The sequence below is a fragment of the Salmonella sp. HY31 genome (assembly GCF_042604575.1).
In the GTDB taxonomy this organism is placed as follows: domain Bacteria; phylum Pseudomonadota; class Gammaproteobacteria; order Enterobacterales; family Enterobacteriaceae; genus Salmonella; species Salmonella diarizonae.
This window is the reverse complement of sequence record NZ_CP170479.1, coordinates 2,905,259-2,929,713: the sequence shown is the minus strand read 5'-3', so window position 1 is coordinate 2,929,713 and position 24,455 is coordinate 2,905,259. Positions and strand designations below refer to the sequence as shown.

Genomic DNA, 24,455 nt, shown 5'->3' with positions numbered 1-24,455 from the left:
TTTGCGAAATCGTTCCCGGAAAAATGATCCGTTTCTGTCACACTCAGAACGATTTGATAACAACAAGAGGTCATAGGGATGAAAAAATCATTACTCGCTGTTGCTGTGGCAGGGGCTATTTTGTTGTCATCCGCCGTACAGGCGCAGACAACGCCAGAAGGTTATCAATTACAACAGGTGCTGATGATGAGCCGCCATAATCTGCGGGCGCCGCTGGCGAATAATGGCAGCGTACTGGCGCAGTCGACGCCGAACGCCTGGCCGGCGTGGGACGTTCCCGGCGGGCAACTGACGACGAAAGGCGGCGTGCTGGAAGTCTATATGGGGCACTACACACGTGAATGGCTGGTCGCGCAGGGGCTGATACCGCCAGGAGAATGTCCGGCGCCCGATACGGTATATGCCTATGCGAATAGTTTGCAGCGCACCGTCGCCACTGCGCAATTTTTCATTACCGGCGCTTTCCCCGGCTGTGATATTCCGGTTCATCATCAGGAAAAAATGGGCACTATGGACCCTACCTTCAATCCGGTGATTACCGATGATTCCGCTGCGTTCAGGCAACAGGCCGTACAGGCGATGGAAAAAGCGCGTAGTCAGATGCATCTTGATGAGAGTTATAAACTGCTTGAGCAGATAACACATTATCAGGACTCGCCGTCCTGCAAAGAGAAGCATCAATGTTCGCTAATCGACGCGAAAAATACCTTCAGTGCGAATTATCAGCAAGAGCCTGGCGTGCAGGGGCCGTTGAAAGTAGGGAACTCGCTGGTGGATGCGTTTACCCTACAATATTACGAAGGTTTTCCGCTGGATCAGGTTGCCTGGGGCAAGATTAACACCGATCGGCAGTGGAAAGTGCTGTCAAAACTGAAAAACGGCTACCAGGACAGCCTGTTTACCTCACCAACGGTGGCGCGCAATGTTGCTGCGCCGCTGGTGAAATATATCGATAAGGTGCTGGTTGCCGATCGCGTTAGCGCGCCGAAGATTACCGTGCTGGTGGGGCATGATTCCAATATCGCTTCGCTGCTGACGGCGCTGGATTTTAAACCCTATCAGCTCCATGACCAGTATGAGAGAACGCCGATTGGCGGTCAGCTTGTCTTCCAACGCTGGCATGACGGCAACGCTAACCGGGATTTGATGAAAATCGAGTATGTCTACCAGAGCGCCCGGCAGTTACGTAACGCGGAAGCGTTAACGCTCAAATCGCCTGCGCAAAGGGTAACGCTGGAATTGAAAGGATGTCCGGTGGATGCGAACGGCTTCTGTCCGCTTGATAAGTTCGATAACGTCATGAATACAGCCGCAAAATAACAGTATGCCCCCGCGCAGGCGGGGGCGTTTGTGTTATACGTTCTTACGTTCGATGGTCTGTTCGCCCCAGAAGAGCGAGTCTTTGTCCGTTTTCTCAAAGGCTTTGATCAACACCTCATCGCTACCTTCTTCCCATATTTTTTCTGCCAGTTTCTCGTCATAGTGAGCGACTTCAAAAATGGCTTCGGCAATTTCCGGCGACGTATTACGCAGGCTTGCCCATTCGCCGACGCGGTGCGTTTTTGCTTCTTGAGTTGGCATTCGAATCCTCCTGTTGAAGATTAGCCGTTGAGTTTTACTGCCAGACCGGCGACGTATTCCCCCTGATAGCGCGCGATAGAAAGTTCCTCCTGGCTTGGCTGGCGTGAACCGTCGCCGCCAGCGATAGTCGTTGCGCCGTAAGGCGTGCCGCCGCGTACCTGGGAGACGTCAAACAGCTCCTGTGCGGCATAACCGATCGGGATAATCACCATCCCATGATGGGCAAGTGTAGTCCAGGTCGAGGTGATGGTCTGCTCCTGGCCGCCGCCCGTTCCGGTAGAACTAAACACGCTGCCGAGCTTGCCGTATAGCGCTCCGGATGCCCACAGTCCGCCGGTTTGATCCAGGAAGGTACGCATCTGGCCTGACATATTGCCAAACCGGGTTGGTGTACCAAAGATAATCGCATCGTAATCCGCCAGCTCCTGTGGGGTTGCGACGGGGGCGTTTTGCGTTTTACCGCCAGCTTTTGCGAAGATTTCAGGCGGCATCGTTTCTGGCACACGCTTTATAATGACCTCTGCGCCGTCGACTTTCTTTGCCCCTTCCGCCACCGCGTGCGCCATGGTTTCAATGTGTCCGTACATGGAATAATAGAGCACCAGAATCTTTGCCATTTGTACTACTCCTCAGATTAATCATGTGTGTAGCGATTCGCTACGTCTATTTAAAGATATGCCCTCCTGCGAAGAGTGCAAATTTCAGCGCCACTTCTTTGATTTATAACAATAATTGATTTTTCGGCCTTTGTTGCAAAATGATACATTTTTAAGCGCTTCGATTTTTTCAATCATAAGAGCAACTTATTTATTTCTTATGGTTATTATTCTGCATATTCGGCTTCTGATGTTGCAGAATATTTCGGTAAGCGGCATACCACGGCGATTTTCACTACGCTTAATCTTACGTGGCGTTACTGATGGCATCGTTTATACGCTGCGCGAGGAGATACTCCTCACTACCTATGCAATATGATGTCTAATCTATGACGGAGGTCAGTAATGGCAAACCATCGTGGCGGTTCCGGTAATTTTGCGGAAGACCGCGAAAGAGCATCAGAAGCAGGTCGTAAAGGTGGCCAGCACAGCGGGGGCAATTTTAAGAATGACCCGCAGCGTGCATCTGAAGCAGGCAAAAAAGGGGGCAAAAGCAGTAACCGTAATAGCTAGCCTGCGTAAAAATAGCTTGACGTTTAGTGTTTCTCGTTAAAAAGCGTTATGCGCCACCGCCGCCGGATCTCCGGCGGTTTTTTGTTTATAAGCCGGATTTGGTATGCTTGCGTCCTGACAAAAAGGAGAGGGCGCATGTCGCAACGCGTAGAGAAAAAAATCGGGAAACGTTCGCAGGCCGCCAGTGCAAAACGGCAGGCTATCTTGATGGCCGCGCTCGCTGTTTTTTCCCAGTATGGCATTCATGGCGCGCGCCTTGAGCAGGTGGCTGAACGGGCGGGAGTCTCCAAAACCAACCTGCTCTATTATTATCCCTCGAAAGAGGCGTTGTATGTCGCGGTAATGCGGCAGATCCTTGATGTCTGGCTGGCACCGCTCAAGGCGTTTCGCGCAGAATTTTCTCCTCTGGAGGCCATCAAAGAGTATATCCGTCTCAAGCTGGAAGTTTCGCGTGATTATCCGCAGGCGTCACGGCTATTCTGTATGGAGATGCTGGCGGGCGCGCCGCTATTAATGGATGAACTGACCGGCGATCTAAAAGCTCTGATAGATGAAAAATCAGCGCTGATTGCCGGATGGGTACACAGCGGGAAACTGGCGCCCGTCTCCCCGTACCATTTGATCTTCATGATTTGGGCCACCACGCAACATTACGCCGATTTTGCCCCTCAGGTTGAAGCGGTAACCGGCGCGACGCTTCGCGATGAAGCCTTTTTCAACCAAACGGTCGAAAGCGTTCAGCGCATTATTATTGAAGGGATTCGCGTGCGTTAACCGGCTGGCGGCAGTGGGCAGCTCAAATCACCCTCTTCACATTGCAACAGCGAGGCTAAAAATGCTTCGCGTTCGTTCGTTTTATCGGTCAGGCACTGGCTGGAGATCATCGGTTGCACGCTGCCGCCCTCTGTACCTGAGCGAATAAGCGCGCAATCGGCGTCCCGAAGGGCAATCCATGCAACCTGCGCTTTTTGTAACAGCTCGCGCTGCGGCGGTTGCGCACGTTTAATCGCGCTTTGATAGGTTTCGTTCAGCTTTTTATCTGCCGCCTGGTATTGCGCTGCGGCGCAGCGATTCATTTCCAGTTGCGTACTGGCGCTGGCACACTCATCAGCCAACGCCTGACTGCTGAACAACAACGCAGCGCAGGTAAGGAAAATTCGTTTCATATGGTCCTCTGATGCGAGTAAAAAGGCTCCATTGACGGAGCCCTAATTAACCACAGTATTAGCCAATTGTCATCAGGCTGGCATTACCGCCAGCGGCGGCAGTGTTTACGCTTAGCGAACGTTCAATATAGAGCCGTTCCAGCAGCATATTGCTTTCGCCGCGGGCGAACCCCTGTACCGACACTATTGCGCCTTCGCGGGCGGCGACGGCTTCGCACACGGTCCGCAGCTTGTCGGAGTCGCCGTGGAAAATCACCGCGTCAAACGGCTGCGCCATCAGCGTTTCCGCTTTCGCAAACTGGACACGCGCCGCAGCGGCGGCGGGGAGGCATTTCGCCAGATCACGGTGGAAGGCATCGTCCGGCCATAGCGCCTGACTGCCGACGGCGAGAACGGCGGCAAGCTGCGCCAGCGCGTCCTGTTCATCATCAGCCAGGCATAACACCCGTTCACGTGGCAACAGCGTCCAGGTATTGCGCTCCCCGGTCGGCCCCGGTAGCAGGCGCTGCGTGCCGGCCTGCGCCAGATCGGCGAATTGTTGGCAGAGCATCTGTAGCGCCGGGCGATCCGCCGCCCATTGCGTCAGGGCGGTCAACGGCGCGAGTAGCGTCGCTTTAAGCTGCGCATCTACCGGGTAACGCGCATCCTGACGAGTAAGAGTCGTATTGAGCGCATTGGACGGGCGGTGTGCCAGCAGGCGGTAGAGATAGAGTGGCCCTCCCGCTTTTGGCCCGGTACCGGACAGTCCCTCGCCGCCAAACGGCTGGACGCCGACGACCGCGCCCACTATATTACGGTTAACGTACAGGTTGCCGACATGGGCGGAACCGGTGACTTGCGCAATGGTTTCATCGATACGGGTATGCACGCCCAGCGTTAACCCGTAGCCGGAAGCGTTAATCTGATCGATAAGTGTCGCCAGTTGGTTACGGTTATAGCGCACGACGTGCAACACGGGTCCGAAGACCTCTTTCTCCAGTTCTGCGAAGTTTTCCAGCTCAATAAGCGTGGGCATAACAAACGTACCGGTCTGCCATTCCTGCGCATCTTCGCTGTTTTCACGCGCGGCCTGGAAAACCGGGCGACCTTTGGCGCGCATCGTCTGGATATGGCGCTCAATGTTGGCTTTGGCCTCGCTATCAATCACTGGCCCGATATCGGTCGTCAGACGGCCTGGATTCCCCATCCGACACTCCGCCATCGCGCCGCGTAACATTTTTAGCGTATGTTCGGCGATATCGTCCTGCAAACACAGCACGCGGAGCGCGGAACAGCGTTGTCCGGCGCTGTCGAAAGCGGAAGCCAGCACGTCCACGACCACCTGCTCGGTGAGCGCGGAAGAGTCGACAATCATAGCGTTCATGCCGCCGGTTTCCGCAATCAATGGAATAGGGCGGCCCTGGGCGTCAAGACGCGTGGCGATGTTGCGCTGCAACAACGTCGCGACTTCCGTGGAACCGGTAAACATCACCCCGCGTACACGCGCATCGGCGGTGAGCTGGGCGCCGACGGTTTCTCCCCGTCCCGGCAACAGTTGCACGACGCCCGGCGGTACGCCCGCTTCCAGCAGAATAGCAATGCCCTGGGCGGCAATCAGCGATGTCTGCTCTGCCGGTTTTGCCAGAACGCTGTTGCCTGCCGCCAGCGCGGCGGCGATTTGGCCGGTGAAAATGGCCAGCGGGAAGTTCCACGGACTGATGCAGACCACCGGTCCTAACGGGCGATGCGTTTCGTTATCGAAATCGTCACGCACTTGACCGGCATAATAATGGAGGAAGTCTACCGCTTCGCGCACTTCGGCAATGGCGTTGCTGAACGTTTTCCCCGCTTCACGCACCAACAGACCAATCAACTGCTGCATTTGGTCTTCCATCAATACCGCCGCCCGCTGCAAAATGGCGGCGCGTTCTTGCGGCGGCGTCGCAAACCAAACCGGTGCCTGATTGACCGCGTTTTGCAACGCCTGTTCAACCTCGCTTTCTGTCGCTTCGCGTCCCCAGCCGACAATATCTTTCGGTTCCGCCGGGTTGATAACCGGCGTCATCTCACCGTCGGCCACCGGTTGTTCCAGCACAGGTTTGGCTTGCCATTTCTGCATGGCGTTGCTTAACAGGGAAGAAGAAAGTGAGGCGAGGCGATGTTCATTCGCTAAATCAAGTCCGGCGGAGTTTATCCGGCCTTCGCCGTACAGATCGCGCGGCAGGGGAATTTTCGGATGTGGTATGCCAGCCTGACCTTCCTGCTGCGCCAGTTTTTCCACGGCCTCGACTGGGTCCGCCACCAGTTCATCGAGCGGTAGGGTGGCATCGGCGATGCGGTTGACAAAAGAGGTGTTGGCGCCGTTTTCCAGCAGGCGTCGTACCAGATAGGCCAGCAGGGTTTCGTGTGTTCCCACCGGCGCGTAAATACGGCAGGGGCGGTTAAGTTTTCCGTCCGCCACTTTACCGGTGACCTGTTCATACAGCGGTTCTCCCATACCGTGCAGGCACTGGAATTCGTACTGACCCGGATAGTAATTTTGCCCGGCCAGATGATAAATCGCCGCTAATGTATGGGCGTTGTGGGTCGCAAACTGCGGGTAGATCAAATTAGGTACGGCGAGCAGTTTTTTCGCGCAGGCCAGATAAGAGACATCGGTATACACTTTGCGGGTGTAAACCGGATAGCCTTCCAGCCCTTCCATTTGCGCGCGTTTGATTTCGCTATCCCAGTAGGCGCCTTTCACCAGACGAATCATCAGCCGACGGCGGCTACGGGAGGCCAGACTGACTAAATAATCAATGACCAGCGGGCAGCGTTTCTGGTAAGCCTGAATCACAAAGCCAATGCCGTTCCAGCCCGCCAGTTCGGGTTCGAAGCAGAGTTTTTCCAGTAGATCGAGCGAGATCTCCAGGCGATCCGCCTCTTCGGCGTCGATATTGAGACCGATATCATACTGGCGCGCCAGCAGCGTCAGGGATTTCAGGCGCGGATAAAGCTCCTCCATTACCCGATCGTATTGCGCGCGGCTATAGCGCGGATGCAGGGCGGACAGTTTAATCGAGATGCCTGGCCCTTCGTAAATACCGCGACCGTTAGACGCTTTGCCGATGGCATGAATCGCCTGCTGGTAAGAGACCATATAGGCCTGCGCATCGGCGGCGGTTAACGCGGCTTCGCCCAGCATATCGTAAGAATAGCGGAACCCTTTCTCTTCCAGTTTTCGGGCATTCGCCAGCGCCTGAGCAATGGTTTCGCCGGTAACGAACTGCTCGCCCATTAAACGCATCGCCATGTCGACGCCTTTGCGGATTAAGGGTTCGCCGCTCTTGCCGATAATGCGGTTCAGCGAGCGCGAAAGATTGGCTTCGTTATGCGTTGAGACCAGTCGGCCAGTAAAGAGCAGCCCCCAGGTGGCGGCGTTTACAAACAGCGACGGGCTACGGCCAATATGCGACTGCCAGTTGCCATTACTGATTTTGTCGCGAATTAACGCATCGCGCGTAGCTTTGTCGGGAATACGCAGCAGCGCTTCCGCCAGACACATCAGCGCTACGCCTTCTTGCGAAGAGAGGGAAAACTCCTGCAACAGGCCTTGCACCATACCCGCGCGACCACTGGCGGATTTTTGATTGCGCAATTTCTCCGCCAGTTGATACGCCAGTTTATGCGCCTGTTCAGCGACAGGCGGCGACAGGCGCGCCTGTTCCATTAGCATTGACACCGCATCGGTTTCCGGGCGGCGCCAGGCGGCAGTGATAGCGGCGCGCGAGACGGATTGAGGAAGGATCTGTTCGGCAAACTCCAGAAAGGGCTGATGCGGCTCATCCTGCGGCGCGGTCGGCTCCTCGCTTTCATTCGCCGCGCCGGCAAACAACGCAGGCAGCTCCGGCAGCGTATCGCTATTTTCCAGTTTGTCCAGATAACTAAAGATTGCCTGTTTAATCAACCAGTGCGGCGTGCGATCGATACGCGATGCGGCCGTTTTGATCCGCTCGCGCGTGGCGTCGTCCAACTTAACCCCCATCGTGGTGGTTCCCATACCCTCTGCTCCTGTTGTTCGCTATATCTGCTAACTGATAGTTAGCGGAAAATATCTACCATGTTGCAACTTTGTGCAACCGCGTTAAATGTGACCTGCGTTGCAAGCTTAAAAATGAATAAATTGTTAAAAAAAGAAAGAGCGACTCTGACGGGAAAACAATCTGGATTTATTTTCTCTGCGGTAGTTAACACTTTTAAAAGGTGCAACCGTAAAAAATGTGAGAGAGTGCAACCTGGAGAAAAATAGTATCCCTCTGCAATCAAATTTGATGTAAATGGTGTGTTAAATCGATTGTGAATAACCACCGCTTCCGGCAGGATACGGTCGCCCTGGTAAACATAAACACCGTTGCCACGTTCCGGCAGGGTACAAAACGGCACGCTACGGCATTGCCAATAAATAAATCTGGAGAACCTTGATGGCTATTAGCACACCGATGTTGGTGACATTCTGTGTCTATATTTTTGGCATGATATTGATTGGGTTTATCGCCTGGCGCTCAACCAAAAACTTTGATGACTATATTCTTGGCGGTCGCAGCCTGGGACCGTTTGTCACGGCCTTATCTGCCGGCGCGTCGGATATGAGCGGCTGGCTGTTAATGGGGCTGCCAGGCGCTATCTTTTTGTCGGGGATCTCTGAAAGCTGGATCGCCATTGGCCTGACGTTAGGCGCATGGATTAACTGGAAGCTGGTGGCCGGACGCCTGCGTGTGCATACCGAATTTAACAATAATGCGCTCACGCTGCCGGACTATTTTACCGGTCGGTTTGAGGATAAGAGTCGGGTTCTGCGTATTATTTCCGCGTTGGTCATTCTGCTGTTTTTCACTATCTATTGCGCGTCAGGTATTGTCGCTGGGGCACGACTGTTCGAAAGCACCTTCGGTATGAGCTATGAAACCGCTCTGTGGGCGGGGGCCGCGGCAACTATCATTTATACGTTTATCGGCGGGTTCCTTGCCGTTAGCTGGACGGATACCGTTCAGGCCAGCCTGATGATTTTTGCGTTAATCCTGACGCCAGTGATGGTTATTGTCGGCGTAGGCGGTTTTAGCGAATCGCTGGAGGTGATCAAGCAAAAGTGCATCGAAAATGTTGACATGCTCAAGGGGCTGAATTTTGTCGCCATTATTTCCCTGATGGGCTGGGGACTGGGTTACTTCGGTCAGCCGCATATCCTGGCGCGCTTTATGGCGGCGGATTCCCATCACAGCATTGTGCATGCGCGTCGTATCAGTATGACCTGGATGATTCTGTGTCTGGCGGGCGCGGTTGCGGTGGGCTTCTTTGGCATTGCGTACTTTAACAATAACCCTGCGCTGGCCGGGGCGGTGAACCAAAACTCAGAACGCGTATTTATTGAACTGGCGCAGATCCTGTTTAACCCGTGGATTGCCGGTATTCTCCTGTCTGCTATCCTGGCGGCGGTGATGTCGACGTTGAGTTGTCAGTTGCTGGTATGCTCCAGCGCGATTACGGAAGATTTATATAAGGCTTTTCTGCGTAAAAGCGCCAGCCAGCAAGAGCTGGTATGGGTAGGGCGAGTGATGGTGCTGGTGGTGGCGCTGATCGCCATTGCGCTGGCGGCGAACCCCAATAACCGTGTGCTGGGGTTGGTGAGCTACGCCTGGGCTGGATTCGGCGCGGCATTTGGACCTGTTGTCCTGTTTTCTGTGATGTGGTCGCGTATGACACGTAACGGCGCGCTGGCGGGAATGATCATCGGCGCGGTCACGGTTATTGTCTGGAAACAGTATGACTGGCTGGAACTGTATGAGATCATCCCCGGCTTCATTTTCGGCAGTATAGGCATTGTAGTCTTTAGCCTGCTTGGCAAAGCGCCGACAGCGGCGATGCAGGAGCGCTTTGCAAAAGCGGACGCGCATTATCATTCAGCGCCGCCGTCGAAACTACAGGCGGAATAACCGACATGTCCGATAGCGTTATTGCTATCGGACATGTTTTACCCGGCGGTATTATACGCCTGCCTGGTTCCCTGATAAGTCCCAGACCGGTTCCAGCAGCGATAACTGCGATTTGGCTTCCAGCGTGCTGAGCGTACAGGGCATAAATAATTCTCGTAGTTTCTCTTTCATCACTTCGACGCCAGCCTCCTGCATCGTCTTATTGGGAACGGATTCAGACGAGCCGGGCGTTTCCAGCTTCGCATTAATTCGGCGCTGAAATTCTTCGCTAACCGTAAAGGCGTTTTTTTCGCTTTCCGCAGCGTCCCAGGCGGCAGGATTAAGCCGTTTGAGCATTGCCTGCCATGGCTCCCACAGGCTCAGCCATTCCAGAAAATGTTGATTTTCTGCTGTCTGAACCTGAATCCTTGCCGCTTCCACATCTTCTGTTGTCAGATACGAACAGGTGAAGAAATACATATCCGGTACGACTTGCGTCAAACGAAGCGTATGTTGTAGAGCGGTTTGGTAACCCAGCAGGACCTCTAAATCTTCATTAAAGTGTTCGTGCGCGCGTTGAATTTGGGCGAGCTTCTGACTGGCGATCTGAGTAAGCCTTTCCATACGGAATACCTCGCGGGCGAGGTCGACCATTTTAGGCAGATTATGTTCAGCGCCGTGTTGTTCAACGGTGTAGGCCATTTCCGCGATGCGCATGTTGTTCCAACTCAGAGAGACGCGGTCGTCACAGCGAGCCGTTGCGCCCAGCGCGCACATAAATAATTTTTCCCGTAACCCAGGGGACGCGGCTAAGCGGATCAGGCAGCCCATAACCTGATACCTGAAAGTCTCATACTGCGGATCGGCGTAACGGTTGCGCAGCCGGTCTAAAAACTCGCTAAAAATTCCGGCGTTTGCTTCATGCGTGATCTCCCGAAAGCGCTCACGAATATCTCGTTGTTGGACGAGAGGAAACCAGTCGGCGACGCTATCCGTCAGCGGACGCGCAGTGTTGGTCGCGCCGCCTTCATAGGGGCTATTATTAAGTGTAATGAGTGACGGCGGCAAAACAGGAAATTGCAGTAGGGGATTTTCCAGGTAGTTAAGTTCGTCCAGGTCAAGAGGTAATGTTGGCATTTCCCGGAGCTGATTACGTGGGCAGATGAGAGAGTTTAGCGACTCTGGTAAGTCTGGCAGTGTTTCTAATTTGCACCCTGAGCAGTAAAGTGAACACAGTGATCCCGGTAAACCGGGTAATGCTGATAGTGGATTGTCTGAGCAAATCAACATGCGTAGCGATTCTGGTAGAGCAGGAAGCGATCTAAGGCCATTGTTTGTGCAGGTAAGATACCTCATCGATACAGGGAGTACGGGAAGTTCTTCCAGAGAATTCCCTGAGCAACAGAGTTCTTCCAGAGCGTCTGGCAATGAAGGCAAGTTTTTCAGATGGCAGGCTGAACAGGTAAGCTCTTTCAGCGAGTAGGGTAAGGGAGGCAGTTGCTCCAGTGGATTAAATGAACAGATGAGTATCTGTAACGATTCAGGCAGATCCGGCAACGACGAAAGATGATTATCATTCACGTGCAGTGTCTTAATCAATGGCGGTAAGTCTGGCAGCGAACTTAAGTTAAGCTCGCTGAGATCTAACGTACTTTCCTGTTTCGCCAGACAGGCCAGTAATCTTTCGACTGCCATCTCTCTCAATTCATGGCCTCCTGCGGGCGCTTCTTTTGCCCAGGCCTGCCAGAGAGCAGGATAGTCCTTGTCCGTAGCCGGCGGTGTTTCTGGCACCAATGTCGGAATACCTCCGGGATTATTTATTGGTAGCATAATAACTCTCCTGTTCATGGCATCAATGTCGTTGATATGTCGATACCAGTGGCATCATATAGGAACGGCAGTAGTCGCCTGCGCTGTTAGCTAACTGTCTGTTTTTTCTTCCTGAAGAATCGGTTTTTTATTCGGTCCATAGTGGCTCCAACAAGGATGAGTGCTCTTTCGCTGCCAAAATTTTGCGTGTCTGATTAACAAAAATTTCGTGTATTTTTTCTGCAAGAACGATCTTACCTAAAGGATAGCGGGCATCGTCACGAGCCTCAGGAGGTACCTGATGTAATTGGAATTTTTCGTCCAGTCGGTTTTGAAAATCCGGGCCATCCACAAAAGCGTATTTTTCATTTACAGCCGTTTCATACCACAGTGGATCTATACGTTTTAGCAACATTTGCCACGGTTCCCAATTGTTGAGCCATGATTCAAACCGGCTATTTTCCGCTACTCGCACCTGACGTTCTGCAGTTTTTACATCTATTTCAGTAAGATGAGAAAAACGGAAGAAATACATATCTGGGGCGACATGCGTTAAGCGAAGAGCGTCGCGCAGTTGGGTTTGTAGGCCTAATATCACCTCTAAATCTTCATTGAATGTATTGTTTACTCTCAGGATCTGCTGGATTTTTCTGTTGGCAATCTCCGTTAACGATTCTATTCTAAATACTTGACGAGCTATATCGATCATTTCCGGAAGATTTCCCTCATGACCCTCTTGCTCTACGGTAAAAGCCATTTCAGCGACCCGCATCATATTCCATGTGAGAGAAATGCGATCATCGCAATTTAGTGTTGATTCATAGGCGCACATAAATAATTTTTCTCTCAATTCAGGTTTGTCAGCGAGTCGGATAAGGCACTCCTTAACCTGGGATCTGAAATCTTCATACTGTGGGTCTCTGTAACGATATTGAAGTCTGTTAAGAAAACGACTAAATATCTCTGCATTCTCTTCGTTGGCTATTCCCTCAAAACGAGTAAGCATTTCAGCTCTCTGCGAGAACGGAAACCAATATCCAATACTTTGGATGAACGAAAGAGGAGCGATAGCGCCTCCGGCAGACTCACTGTTATTCAGGCTTATGAGTGACGCCGGTAATTCGGGTAACGTTGTCAGTGGATTACCGCTGTAGCCAAGCTCTTGTAGGGTATCTGGCAAAGTAGGAAGCGTTTCCAGTCTATTGGCATAGCAATAAAGACTATTTAAAGTATTAGGTAAATCTGGGAGTACCGTAATCCCATTACTCGAACAGTTGAGAAACCTCAGTGATTCAGATAATTGAGGAAGCGTCGTTAATCGATTATGAAGGATAATCAGGAATTGAAGTGAATTGGGTAAAATAGAAAGCGTTTCTAAACGATTGTGTGAGCAATCAAGCGAAATGAGCGAGTCAGGTAGCGCTGGCATTCTCACCAGATAATTATTTGAGCAATTCAAATCGGTTAATGAAGCAGGCAACTCAGGCAGGAAGATAAGCTCATTATTCTGGCAATGAAGTTCCTGTAGTGCAGATGGCAGAGGCGGGAGTGCCGTTAGTGATGTGCTGGCGCAGGTAAGTCTTTGTAGTGAAAGAGGCAATACTGGAAACTGGTGAAGTGGATTATTTGTACATATGAATGTAGCCAATAAAGGAGGGAGTGGCGGTAGAGAATTAAATTCATTATAGGCGATGTCGAGATTTATCAGTGAATCAGGAAAAGGGGGAAGCCCGGTGAGTTCATTGTATGAGCAATTGAGTGTTTGCAGCGAAAAAGGCATAAATGGAAAGCCTATTAATCCATTGACAGCACAATTAAGAGTTTTCAATGAAGGGGGGAGATCCGGTAGGACTTCAAGCCTATTTCCTGAACAATCGAGTATTTGTAAGTTATCAGGTAATTCTGAAAGTGAGGCTATCATATTACCTGAACAATCTAATGATTGAAGTGTATCAGGTAAATGAGAAAGCTCTCTCAAACTATTTTTTGAGCAATTGAGCGCCGTTAACGCGGGAGGGACGTTTTGTAGTTCGGATAATGTGTTTTGTGAGCAATCAAGTGTTTGTAACGTTGGAGGGAGCACGGGAAGTGAGGCCAATGTATTGCCAGCGCAAGTAAGAGCTCTTAATCCTTTGGGTAGATCTGGAAGGGCAGATAAATGATTATTACTGACATTCAGAGTTGAAACACATGCAGGCAATAGGGGTAAAGTGCGCAGGTTAAGCTCCCCTAAATCAAGAATACTCTCCTGATTGGAAAGGCAAGCATACAATCTTTCAACCGCTATATCTCGTTGTTCCCCTTCTCCGACAATGGCTTCATTAGCCCAGGTTTGCCATAAGGTATAATAGCTCGTATTTGCTGCGGGGGATGCTTCTGATGCTGTGGGTGTAATACGTCCCGCGTAATCACCAACTGGCCACATATGAAATCTCCTGTTAATGGTACTAATAGCCTTAACGCGATAGAGTAATGACAAGAATTAAAACGATTCAGCGTTACTGGCGTAAATGTACCTCATAAAATTTTGCTAAATAAATGCCGTTGTAGCGACGATATAGAGGACACATTAATTATCCCATTTGAACCTTATACATGTTGCATATTCAATGGGTTATGGATATTTTCAGAATTAATACCTGCAGAATCTGATGATTATATTTTTTAGTATTCTGCCTATGAAATAATTGTGTAATCTTTCTGTAAGAGACTGGCAGTGACGCAATAAATTTTGGTTAATTTTTTGTAAGTACATTGTTGCATTTTTGATGTTTTGTGTTGTACTTAGTAGTAATAGCGGTAGTTCCCCGGCAGTGATGGCCACTCACTATGGAGATCGCGAATGGTAATGTCCGCACCAGGACACATTGTTTACAGTAGTTACAACACCCTGTACGGACGTTCTCTCTCCGGTGGTGATCTTGCCATCTTAAAATCTCTCATCATTTCCCTTACTCCCCATATCCATGACGTCATATTTGGTGCGCGTAGCCGTGTGTGGCGTCGTTTCAAAAAGCAAGATAAGGCTTACAAGGAAGCCAACCCTCAGATGTGTGTGCGCATAATCGCGTTTAATAGAACGCGGGTGATGTATACCTACAACTCAAGGTGCTATCCATGGGAAGACAAAAAGCAGTGATCAAAGCACGTCGTGAAGCAAAGCGTGTGTTGAGACGAGATTCGCGTAGTCATAAGCAACGTGAAGAAGAATCGGTCACGTCACTGGTACAAATGGGCGGAGTAGAAGCCATTGGCATGGCGCGCGATAGTCGCGATACCTCGCCTATTAAGGCGCGAAATGAAGCACAGGCGCATTATCTGAACGCTATCGACAGTAAACAGCTTATTTTTGCGACCGGCGAAGCCGGATGCGGAAAAACATGGATTAGTGCGGCAAAGGCGGCGGAAGCATTGATTCATAAGGACGTCGAGAGGATCATTGTGACGCGCCCGGTATTGCAGGCTGATGAAGATCTTGGTTTTTTGCCCGGTGATATCGCTGAGAAATTTGCGCCTTATTTCCGTCCCGTCTATGACGTACTGCTTAAACGGTTGGGCGCCTCCTTTATGCAATATTGCTTGCGTCCGGAAATCGGTAAGGTAGAAATTGCGCCGTTCGCCTATATGCGTGGGCGTACTTTTGAAAATGCGGTCGTGACCTTGACGAGGCGCAAAATGTGACAGCGGCGCAAATGAAAATGTTTTTGACGCGATTGGGAGAAAACGTCACGGTTATTGTCAATGGCGATATCACCCAGTGCGATTTGCCGGCACACGTTCAGTCAGGTTTAAGCGATGCCTTAGCCCGCTTTAACGAAGATGAGATGGTAGGGATAGTGCGATTCAACAAAGACGACTGCGTGCGCTCGGCGCTTTGTCAGCGAACACTTCACGCATACCGCTAATATAGCATTGACTTTCAGAGCCCGGGAGACCGGGCTTTGTTGTCTATAGTGCGTCCAGCAGACTCATGGACAAAAAGGAAAATGACGCCTGTACGTGAAGGGAATTATTTTGTCATGTCCAGGGCATTCATTGTCCGTAATTTGCTTTCTCGGGCCTGTTCTGGCGAGGACTGTACAAGAAGGGTATAGAGCAGGTCAAAGACGAAAAGCTGTGCGGCTTTCGTACCGATCGAGTCACCCTGCAACATTCCTTGCCGATTACCATTGATCAGGCAAAAATCGGCCTCTTCACATAATGGAGAACCCAGATTATGGGTAATGGCGACTGTGGTGGCGCCAGCCTGTCGGGCCAACCGGAGTGAATGCACCGTTTCTGGCGATGTGCCCGAGTGACTGACGCCCATCGCGACATCGCCTGCTTTTAATAGCGTAGCCTGCATGTACATAAAATGGTTATTGCTTACCGCATCGCCCCGTAAACCAATACGCATTAGCTTGTGTTTCATATCCAGCGCCGTGATCCCCGATGAGCCCACACCAAAGATATAAACTGAGTGACAGTGACGTAGGGCGTCCACAACACCGATAACCTGTTGCATATCAAGCAGATTTAGCGTTTCAGATAATACATTACTAATGGTGTTCTGCAATTTTAAACCAATGGCGTGGGCATCGTCGGATTCGCTAACTTCGGCATCCAGTAGAGGACTACTGTCATCAGACTCGGTAGTGGCAAGTTCAATGGCCAGGTCCATTTTAAAATCCTGAAAACCTTTATAGCCCAGGGTGCGACAAAAGCGAATAACCGTGGCTTCTCCGGCCTGTGTTTCGCGCGACAAATCGGCAATAGATGACTGTGTCACCTGTCTGGGGAAGGCTAAAATATATTGCGCAATACGCTGGGAGGCACGTGTCAGGCTTTTTTGCATAGCACCCAGAGTATCAAGGATTTTTCCGGGTTTAAGACGTGGGGGTTGAGGCTCCATATAGTTCCTGCTCTTGAGGGCTGATTGCGGCAAAAAGCCTGCAATATCGAACAGAGCAGAGCCTATCAAGTCTGCGGCATGAAAAAAAGCGCGATGTAAGTAAAGGAGGGGGAATATTTACATCGCGTTGCCAACTTATGACAGAACATCACTGGAGAGTAATCTGTTTGCTCTTACGGTGTTTATAGCGCGCCATCTGACGGATGGTTTATACCTGGCCCGGTATTGTCGCCCCGGGCGTCGGCGTCACTGTGTGCTGTGTCGGTATAGCGTGGTATCATGAACTCATAATGTCACCTTTGGTTCAGGTTTTTCATCCAGCGTCAATGGCGTTGCCGGGGCAAATAACGGGGCGAAAATAACGCCGCTGATCACCACACTTAGCGAGCCAATGACCCCATAAAAGAAGAAGTTAAGGTCAGTGGCATAGCGTGCGCCCAGCACGGTAATGACGCTGATAATAATTCCTAAAACCGCACTCCCGGCATTTGCTCGTTTAAAGAAAATACCCAGCATGAACAGACCGGTCATTGGCCCTCCCATCAGACCTATCAGACTATTAAATGCATCCCAGATTTCTGATTCATCGGCCATGACCAGCCATACCGAGGCCGCGCTACTTATCAGGCCCGCGACCAGAATAACTAATTTAGCTATTTTCATACGGTTTTCTGGCGTTCTTTTTTTATGACTCAGGCGCTGATAGATGTCGGAATTAAAACAACTGGAAATGCTATTTAAGCTGCTGGAGATACTGGACTGCGCGGCAGCGAAAATAGCGGCGATTATCAACCCTGCAATGCCGACTGGCATTTCGGTGACCACGAATAAGGGTAAAATGCCGCCAGTGTTGAATCCCGCCGGTAATAATTGTGGATGTTGCTGATAGTAGACAAACAATGCCGAGCCGATAGCAAAAAAGAAAACAGGGATCACAGCAACCAGTTTGGCATTTGTAAGTAATGTTTTCTTCGTTTCCTCTATGGAGTCAGTCACGATATAGCGTTGGACCACATCCTGACTGGCAGTAAATTGCTGAATATTGGCAAACAGAAAACCAATCATCAATACAGGTACTGTGCTTTCCGTCCAGCTCCAGTGGAACTGCGTGGCCGGAAAGAATTTATCCGCCTGCTGCGTCACCGTAAAAATTTCACCAATGCCGCCCTGGACTTTGAGACATATCACTATAAAAATCAGTATCGCGCTGCCAGAAAGTAAGAGACCTTGAATAACATCAGTCCATATTACTCCTTCAATTCCACCCATCCAGGTATAAATGATACACATCACGCTAATCAACAGTACCAAAATCACCGGGTCTATAGCGATGAAGGGGCGCAAGGCCAGCACGGTGAGGAAAGTGATAATGGCGATACGTCCAATATGAAATAACATAAATGACATGCTGGCGAACAGACGGCAGCGCACATCGAACCGTGCTTCGAGATATTCATAGGCTGATGTGACTTTCAATTTCCGAAAAAACGGAATATAGAAATAAAAAACCAGCGGTAAAATTGCGATAGCCAGATACTGACCAATGATAAACGTCCAGTCGGAAGTAAACGCTTTGGCAGGAATTGACATAAATGTAATTGAGCTTAACGTAGTGGCAAATACACTGACCCCAGCCGCCCAACCAGGAACCCGGCCACCACCGCGAAAATAATCGTCTGCTGTTTTTTGCCGTCTGGAAAAATAGACACCGACTAACATCATGGCCAGGAGGTAGCCAAATAATACAAGATAGTTAACGATGCCGAAAGAATGTGTGATCATAGTTCTTTCCTGCTTATGGTTTTGAGTAGAGTTGCGGTCATCGTCTGGGTATTTTTATCTTCCCATCATTCAGACGATACGATATTCAGATCAAGTAATAGTTTTTGTTAACCCCAATGACGCTAATCATGAGATGTGAAAGGCAGAGCATTTACTTTCCCTGATCAGCGTTTTACTGCGTGACTGAACCACTGACAGATATGCTCGATACGGGTGATAGCGGAACCAACGGTAACTGCCCAGGCACCATGCTCAATAGCATTGGCCGCCAGTGCAGGCGCGTTATAGCGCCCCTCGGCAATAACACGACAACCTGCATGGCTCAGTTGTGTCACCATTGCCAAATCTGGCTCAACCGGCGTGGTGGGGCCGGTATAGCCAGACAGTGTTGTACCAATGAACTCCACTCCTTTCTGATGGCAATCTATGCCTTCATTCACGGTTGAACAGTCTGCCATCGCCAGTAATCCATGCAGGCGAATACGTGTCAGTAAACTATCAATATCAACCGGGCGAGAGCGGAATGAGGCATCAAAAGCGATAATATCGGCGCCTGCCTGCGCCAGGGCGTCAACATCCTGTAAATATGGAGTGATACGGACTGGCGACTCTGTAAGGTCACGTTTAATTATCCCAATAATAGGAACAGAAAGATGGGGACGAACAGCCCGCAGATTCTCAATGCCTTCAATGCGCACAGCGACCGCACCCGCCGAAGCCGCTGCCTGTGCCATTGCAGCCACAATTTCAGGTTTATCCATAGGGCTGCCTGGTACCGGTTGGCATGAGACAATCAGCCCACCGTTTTCGTGTACACTTTGTTCCAGCCTGGCTAATAGTGACATTCAGTTCCGCCTTATATATTTTGAAGTTTTGCTCCGTTTTATATTATGTTGTGGAGTGTTGCTGCATCAAGCAAGAAGATAGAAAAATGTGAACACAGTCATAAGGTATGTTTGTCATTCAATTACCGCGCCAGCGGATTTGAGGCAATGACCTGAAGCTACAAGACAAATACAACTCATTCTGACGGCAGCATGCTGTATTTTATTAACTGCTTCCTGCATAAAGATAAAATGCTCAGAAGGAGCTTATACGCTACGGGATAGCCAGTATGAAATACATCACATAATTCTTGTTGTATTTATTCAGAATGCTATCGCTAACGAGTTTGACCATGACAGGTCACCCATAATCACTTCTAACATCACCATGGTGTGCTTTTACCTCGTACATGATAACCTCATGTAATTATTTTTAGCGCTTGGTCACATTTTGTCATTATCATTGTTGAAATTGTGCACCATAAGATCACTAATGATGAAGCTTTACTCCAATTGTATTTCTTCGCATGGGGATGCAGATGAAAAATTCTAAGAAAATGATGACGCTAATGGCGCTATGTTTATCAGTTGCTATCACCACATCAGGATATGCAACGACGCTTCCTGATATACCAGAACCACTGAAAAATGGTACTGGTGCTATTGATAATAATGGCGTGATTTATGTCGGCTTAGGTACCGCAGGGACATCCTGGTATAAAATTGATCTTAAAAAGCAACATAAAGACTGGGAGCGTATAAAGTCGTTTCCTGGCGGAGCTCGTGAGCAATCAGTGTCGGTATTTTTAAATGATGAGTTGTATGTTTTTGGTGGCGTAGGGAAAAAAAACAGTGAATCACCGTTGCAGGTTTATAGCGATGTGTACAAATACTCACCGGTGAAAAATACATGGCAAAAAGTTGACACTATATCTCCAGTTGGATTAACAGGGCATACGGGAGTAAAATTAAACGAAACGATGGTACTTATTACCGGAGGGGTTAATGAGCATATCTTTGATAAGTATTTTATTGATATAGCGGCTGCGGCTGCGGATGAAAGTGAAAAAAATAAAGTCATCTATAATTATTTTAATAAACCTGCCAAAGATTATTTTTTTAATAAAATTGTATTTATCTACAATGCTAAAGAGAACACATGGGAGAATGCCGGTGAGCTGCCAGGCGCGGGAACGGCAGGATCGTCATCGGTAATGGAAAATAATTCTCTGATGCTGATTAATGGTGAACTCAAACCGGGTTTACGTACCGATGTGATTTACCGCGCCATGTGGGATAACGATAAGCTAACATGGCTGAAGAACAGCCAGTTACCGCCATCGCCTGGAGAACAACAGCAGGAAGGATTGGCCGGAGCATTTTCGGGCTATAGTCACGGTGTCCTGCTTGTCGCTGGTGGCGCGAATTTTCCGGGGGCAAAACAAAATTATACCAATGGAAAGTTTTATTCCCACGAAGGAATAAATAAAAAATGGCGAGATGAAGTCTATGGTTTGATTAATGGTCATTGGCAATATATGGGTAAAATGAAACAACCTCTCGGCTATGGTGTATCAGTAAGTTATGGTGATGAAGTTTTCCTTATTGGTGGTGAAAATGCTAAAGGGAAACCTGTTTCGTCTGTAACCTCCTTTACCATGCGTGATGGTAATTTATTAGTAAAATAATTTTTTAAATACAAAAATAAAGTTAATTGATAAGCGGAGTATTTTATGAAAATCAACAGATATCTTCTGGGTATGGTTTCGTTTATAGCATTTTCATCATATCTACAAGCGGCAACCATTGATTATCGGCATGAATATGCTGATAGAACCAGAATTAATAAAGACCGTATTGCTATAATTGAAAAGCTTCCTAACGGCATTGGTTTTTATGTCGATGCCAGTGTTAAGTCGGGAGGAGTGGATGGCGAGCAGGATAAGTATTTAAGTGATCTAGTCACGAACGCTATAGAAATGGGGGTAAGTTATAATTATAAAATCACGGATCATGTTGTTTTGCAGCCTGGATTTATATTTGAAAGCGGTTCGGATACTTCCATATATAAGCCTTACTTAAGGTTGCAATATAATTTTGACTCTGGTGTTTATATGGCTGGTCGTTACCGTTATGACTATGCCAGAAAGACAGCTAACAACATTGATGACGAAAAGACGAACAGATTTGATACTTATATCGGGTATTCTTTTGATAAGTTAAAATTAGAATATAACTTTACCTGGATGGATAGCGATCAAATTAAATTTGATAACAAAAAAACAAACTATGAACATAATGTGGCTTTAGCCTGGAAACTGAATAAGTCATTTACACCATACGTTGAGGTCGGAAATGTAGCGGTGAAAAATAATACCGATGAGAGACAGACCCGTTATCGCGTTGGATTACAATACCATTTTTGATAAAGGTTAAAGAGTTACTGTACTAATCTTTGCTTAGTATTTATATCGATAATCTTATACCCGTGGTTACGTTACAGAACGTTAGACTTTGTCTTGAGTATTCACGTCCTTAACGTAGCTACGAATAAGGATGATAAACAATGAAGATACGCCTTACATAGCCACGATCTCAGGCGGTCGTTGGAAAGTGCCGGTTGATAGTGTCTTATTCGGCAATTGATATGACTTAAAAAGTAACTCCGTAAGCATTTCAGACGGTAACAGCAAATAAGGGTTTTATTGTGATAGCAAAATTCTTCCCGTGGTATAGCGAGATAACACGTCCACAAAAAAATGCTTTATTTTCAGCATGGCTGGGTTACGTGTTTGATGGCTTCGACTTTATGCTGATTTTCTACATTATGTATCTGATCAAGGCTGACTTAGGATTGACAGATATGGAGGGCGCATTCCTTGCCACAGCGGCCTTTATTGGGCGACCATTTGGCGGGGCGCTATTTGGTCTGCTGGCAGACAAATTTGGCCGTAAGCCGTTAATGATGTGGTCGATAGTTGTCTATTCTGTAGGTACAGGGTTAAGTGGCCTGGCTTCCGGTGTAATTATGCTGACGCTTAGTCGTTTCATTGTCGGTATGGGGATGGCGGGGGAGTATGCTTGCGCTTCAACTTATGCCGTGGAAAGTTGGCCAAAGCATTTAAAATCTAAAGCGAGCGCATTTCTGGTTTCAGGTTTCGGTATTGGTAACATCATAGCAGCCTACTTTATGCCGTCATTTGCCGAAGCGTATGGTTGGCGCGCTGCTTTTTTTGTCGGTTTGCTACCCGTTCTTTTAGTAATCTACATCCGGGCCAGGGCACCTGAATCTAAAGAGTGGGAAGAAGCCAAACTCAGTGGTCTCGGAAAGCATTCACAAAGTGCCTGGTCAGTTTTCTCTTTGTCAATGAAAGGGCTATTTAATCGAGCTCAATTTCCACTGACATTATGTGTATTTATTGTTCTGTTCTCTATCTTCGGCGCAAACTGGCCGATCTTTGGTCTACTGCCTACGTATTTGGCGGGAGAGGGCTTTGATACGGGCGTGGTCTCTAATTTAATGACGGCGGCGGCATTCGGCACTGTATTGGGAAATATCGTTTGGGGCCTGTGCGCAGATAGAATTGGTTTGAAGAAAACGTTCAGCATTGGTCTTCTCATGTCCTTTTTATTCATTTTCCCGTTATTCAGAATTCCGCAAGATAATTATTTACTGCTGGGCGCATGTTTATTCGGTTTAATGGCGACTAACGTGGGTGTTGGCGGGCTGGTTCCCAAATTCCTCTACGACTACTTTCCTCTTGAGGTTCGTGGTTTGGGTACCGGGCTGATTTACAATCTTGCTGCGACATCAGGCACATTCAATTCAATGGCGGCGACCTGGCTTGGAATAACAATGGGGCTAGGCGCTGCGCTAACGTTCATTGTTGCTTTCTGGACCGCAACAATTCTACTCATTATTGGCTTATCCATTCCGGATAGACTAAAAGCACGTCGTGAAAGATTTCAGTCAACAAAAGAATTTTAATAGAGGATAAATGATGACGAAATACGGTGTTGTAGGTACGGGTTATTTTGGCGCTGAACTGGCGCGATTTATGTCTAAGGTTGAAGGGGCGCAAATCACTGCGATTTACGATCCGGCAAATGCGGCTCCGATAGCGAAAGAGCTGAACTGTGTCGCCACTGCAACGATGGAGGCGCTTTGTACTCATCCTGATGTGGATTGCGTAATTATTGCTTCACCAAATTACTTACATAAAGCGCCGGTCATTGCGGCGGCTAAAGCGGGTAAACACGTGTTTTGTGAAAAACCTATCGCCTTAAATTACCAGGATTGTAAGGAGATGGTTGATGCCTGCAAAGAAGCTGGTGTTACCTTTATGGCGGGTCACGTTATGAACTTTTTTCACGGGGTTCGCCACGCAAAAGCGCTCATCAAAGCCGGTGAAATCGGTGAAGTTACACAAGTTCACACTAAACGTAATGGTTTTGAAGATGTGCAGGATGAGATCTCATGGAAGAAGATTCGCGCAAAGTCAGGCGGGCATCTGTACCATCACATTCACGAACTGGATTGTACACTATTCATCATGGATGAAACCCCATCCCTGGTTTCAATGGCGGCGGGGAATGTTGCGCACAAAGGTGAAAAATTTGGTGATGAAGATGATGTTGTCCTGATCACCCTTGAGTTTGAAAGCGGTCGTTTCGCGACACTTCAGTGGGGATCATCGTTCCACTACCCTGAGCACTATGTATTAATTGAGGGCACGACAGGTGCAATTCTCATTGATATGCAAAACACGGCTGGTTATCTAATAAAAGCGGGCAAAAAAACACACTTTCTTGTGCATGAAAGCCAGGCGGAGGATGATGATCGTCGCAACGGTAACATATCCAGTGAGATGGATGGCGCAATCGCTTATGGTAAACCCGGTAAACGTACGCCGATGTGGCTCTCATCAATTATGAAACTGGAGATGCAGTACTTGCATGATGTGATAAACGGTCTGGAGCCAGGCGAGGAGTTTGCTAAATTGCTAACGGGAGAAGCGGCGACAAATGCCATTGCTACCGCTGATGCTGCGACGCTTTCCTCAAACGAGGGGCGCAAAGTTAAACTCTCTGAAATTCTTGGCTAAAATTGAAAGCCGGATGGTAGTTTTATTGCCCGGTGGCGCTGCGCTTATGTAGACCGGATAAGGCGCCTGTGAACTGCGCCGCCATCCGGCAATGGACGGGTGACTTAATGCGAAAAAAAGCCCGTACTTTCGTACGAACTCTTTCTTTAAGATGGCGGTGAGGGGGATTGACTCGCTGCGCTCGCCCTGTGGGCGGTC

The 24,455-nt window shown here is 48.9% G+C and carries 17 protein-coding genes and 1 pseudogene; 9 read left to right on the top strand and 9 right to left on the bottom strand.

Annotated elements, in window-relative coordinates; all coding sequences use genetic code 11:
• Positions 1-78 precede the first annotated feature (78 nt).
• Positions 79-1,320, top strand: a complete 1,242-nt coding sequence (gene agp, locus ACE15A_RS13970) for a bifunctional glucose-1-phosphatase/inositol phosphatase (protein ID WP_053510695.1) — start codon at positions 79-81, stop codon at positions 1,318-1,320.
• A 33-nt stretch (positions 1,321-1,353) separates the two neighbouring features.
• Here agp and ACE15A_RS13965 read toward each other — a convergent pair whose 3' ends face one another.
• Both ACE15A_RS13965 and wrbA read right to left on the bottom strand, forming a co-directional pair.
• Complete coding sequence (locus ACE15A_RS13965; protein ID WP_023248709.1) at positions 1,354-1,581, bottom strand: YccJ family protein; 228 nt, start codon at positions 1,579-1,581, stop codon at positions 1,354-1,356.
• A gap of 20 nt (positions 1,582-1,601) precedes the next feature.
• Positions 1,602-2,198, bottom strand: coding sequence for an NAD(P)H:quinone oxidoreductase (wrbA, locus tag ACE15A_RS13960; protein WP_023248708.1), 597 nt, complete (start codon positions 2,196-2,198; stop codon positions 1,602-1,604).
• A gap of 384 nt (positions 2,199-2,582) precedes the next feature.
• On the opposite strand from wrbA, the gene ACE15A_RS13955 reads away from it, so the two are divergent.
• Positions 2,583-2,750: a general stress protein gene (locus ACE15A_RS13955; RefSeq protein WP_001273663.1), complete on the top strand. Its 168-nt coding sequence runs from the start codon at positions 2,583-2,585 to the stop codon at positions 2,748-2,750.
• Positions 2,751-2,885: 135 nt separating this feature from the next.
• The gene (rutR, locus tag ACE15A_RS13950; RefSeq protein ID WP_023248707.1) at positions 2,886-3,524 is read left to right on the top strand and encodes an HTH-type transcriptional regulator RutR; all 639 of its coding nucleotides are present in this window, start codon (positions 2,886-2,888) and stop codon (positions 3,522-3,524) included.
• On the opposite strand, the gene ACE15A_RS13945 is transcribed toward rutR, so the two are convergent.
• Together ACE15A_RS13945 and putA are read right to left on the bottom strand one after the other, a co-directional pair.
• A complete protein-coding gene (locus ACE15A_RS13945; RefSeq protein WP_053510693.1) occupies positions 3,521-3,916 on the bottom strand; it encodes a lysozyme inhibitor LprI family protein in 396 nt (131 codons plus the stop codon). The genes rutR and ACE15A_RS13945 overlap by 4 nt on opposite strands.
• Positions 3,917-3,974: 58 nt before the next feature.
• Complete coding sequence (gene putA / locus ACE15A_RS13940; RefSeq protein WP_053510691.1) at positions 3,975-7,937, bottom strand: trifunctional transcriptional regulator/proline dehydrogenase/L-glutamate gamma-semialdehyde dehydrogenase; 3,963 nt, start codon at positions 7,935-7,937, stop codon at positions 3,975-3,977.
• A gap of 421 nt (positions 7,938-8,358) precedes the next feature.
• Here putA and putP point away from each other — a divergent pair, with 421 nt between their 5' ends.
• Positions 8,359-9,867 (top strand): sodium/proline symporter PutP, encoded by a 1,509-nt coding sequence (gene putP, locus ACE15A_RS13935; protein ID WP_053510689.1) that lies wholly within the window; start codon positions 8,359-8,361, stop codon positions 9,865-9,867.
• Between the two features lie 51 nt (positions 9,868-9,918).
• On the opposite strand, the gene ACE15A_RS13930 is transcribed toward putP, so the two are convergent.
• Both ACE15A_RS13930 and ACE15A_RS13925 read right to left on the bottom strand, forming a co-directional pair.
• On the bottom strand, positions 9,919-11,676 hold the full coding sequence (locus tag ACE15A_RS13930; RefSeq protein ID WP_024149720.1) for an NEL-type E3 ubiquitin ligase domain-containing protein: 1,758 nt from the start codon (positions 11,674-11,676) through the stop codon (positions 9,919-9,921).
• 127 nt (positions 11,677-11,803) lie between these two features.
• A complete protein-coding gene (locus tag ACE15A_RS13925) occupies positions 11,804-14,080 on the bottom strand; it encodes an NEL-type E3 ubiquitin ligase domain-containing protein (RefSeq protein WP_077944454.1) in 2,277 nt (758 codons plus the stop codon).
• Between the two features lie 692 nt (positions 14,081-14,772).
• On the opposite strand from ACE15A_RS13925, the pseudogene phoH reads away from it, so the two are divergent.
• A pseudogene (gene phoH, locus ACE15A_RS13920) lies at positions 14,773-15,560 on the top strand (phosphate starvation-inducible protein PhoH).
• 104 nt (positions 15,561-15,664) lie between these two features.
• On the opposite strand, the gene ACE15A_RS13915 reads toward phoH, so the two are convergent.
• The 3 genes from ACE15A_RS13915 to ACE15A_RS13905 all read right to left on the bottom strand — a co-directional run bounded on the left by ACE15A_RS13915 (position 15,665) and on the right by ACE15A_RS13905 (position 19,173).
• A complete protein-coding gene (locus ACE15A_RS13915) occupies positions 15,665-16,546 on the bottom strand; it encodes a MurR/RpiR family transcriptional regulator (RefSeq protein ID WP_023248699.1) in 882 nt (293 codons plus the stop codon).
• A gap of 285 nt (positions 16,547-16,831) precedes the next feature.
• A complete protein-coding gene (locus ACE15A_RS13910) occupies positions 16,832-18,328 on the bottom strand; it encodes a sodium:solute symporter (RefSeq protein ID WP_023248698.1) in 1,497 nt (498 codons plus the stop codon).
• A gap of 164 nt (positions 18,329-18,492) precedes the next feature.
• Complete coding sequence (locus ACE15A_RS13905) at positions 18,493-19,173, bottom strand: N-acetylmannosamine-6-phosphate 2-epimerase (RefSeq protein WP_023248697.1); 681 nt, start codon at positions 19,171-19,173, stop codon at positions 18,493-18,495.
• A 506-nt stretch (positions 19,174-19,679) separates the two neighbouring features.
• On the opposite strand from ACE15A_RS13905, the gene ACE15A_RS13900 reads away from it, so the two are divergent.
• The 4 genes from ACE15A_RS13900 (at position 19,680) to ACE15A_RS13885 (ending at position 24,257) form a co-directional block, all read left to right on the top strand.
• Positions 19,680-20,840 carry an N-acetylneuraminate epimerase gene (locus ACE15A_RS13900; protein WP_023248696.1) on the top strand — a complete coding sequence of 387 codons (1,161 nt, stop codon included), beginning with the start codon at positions 19,680-19,682 and terminating at the stop codon, positions 20,838-20,840.
• Between the two features lie 45 nt (positions 20,841-20,885).
• Positions 20,886-21,578: an oligogalacturonate-specific porin KdgM family protein gene (locus ACE15A_RS13895; protein ID WP_023248695.1), complete on the top strand. Its 693-nt coding sequence runs from the start codon at positions 20,886-20,888 to the stop codon at positions 21,576-21,578.
• Between the two features lie 281 nt (positions 21,579-21,859).
• On the top strand, positions 21,860-23,140 hold the full coding sequence (locus ACE15A_RS13890; protein ID WP_053510687.1) for an MFS transporter: 1,281 nt from the start codon (positions 21,860-21,862) through the stop codon (positions 23,138-23,140).
• 10 nt (positions 23,141-23,150) lie between these two features.
• A complete protein-coding gene (locus ACE15A_RS13885) occupies positions 23,151-24,257 on the top strand; it encodes a Gfo/Idh/MocA family protein (RefSeq protein ID WP_077944453.1) in 1,107 nt (368 codons plus the stop codon).
• Positions 24,258-24,455: the final 198 nt, after the last annotated feature.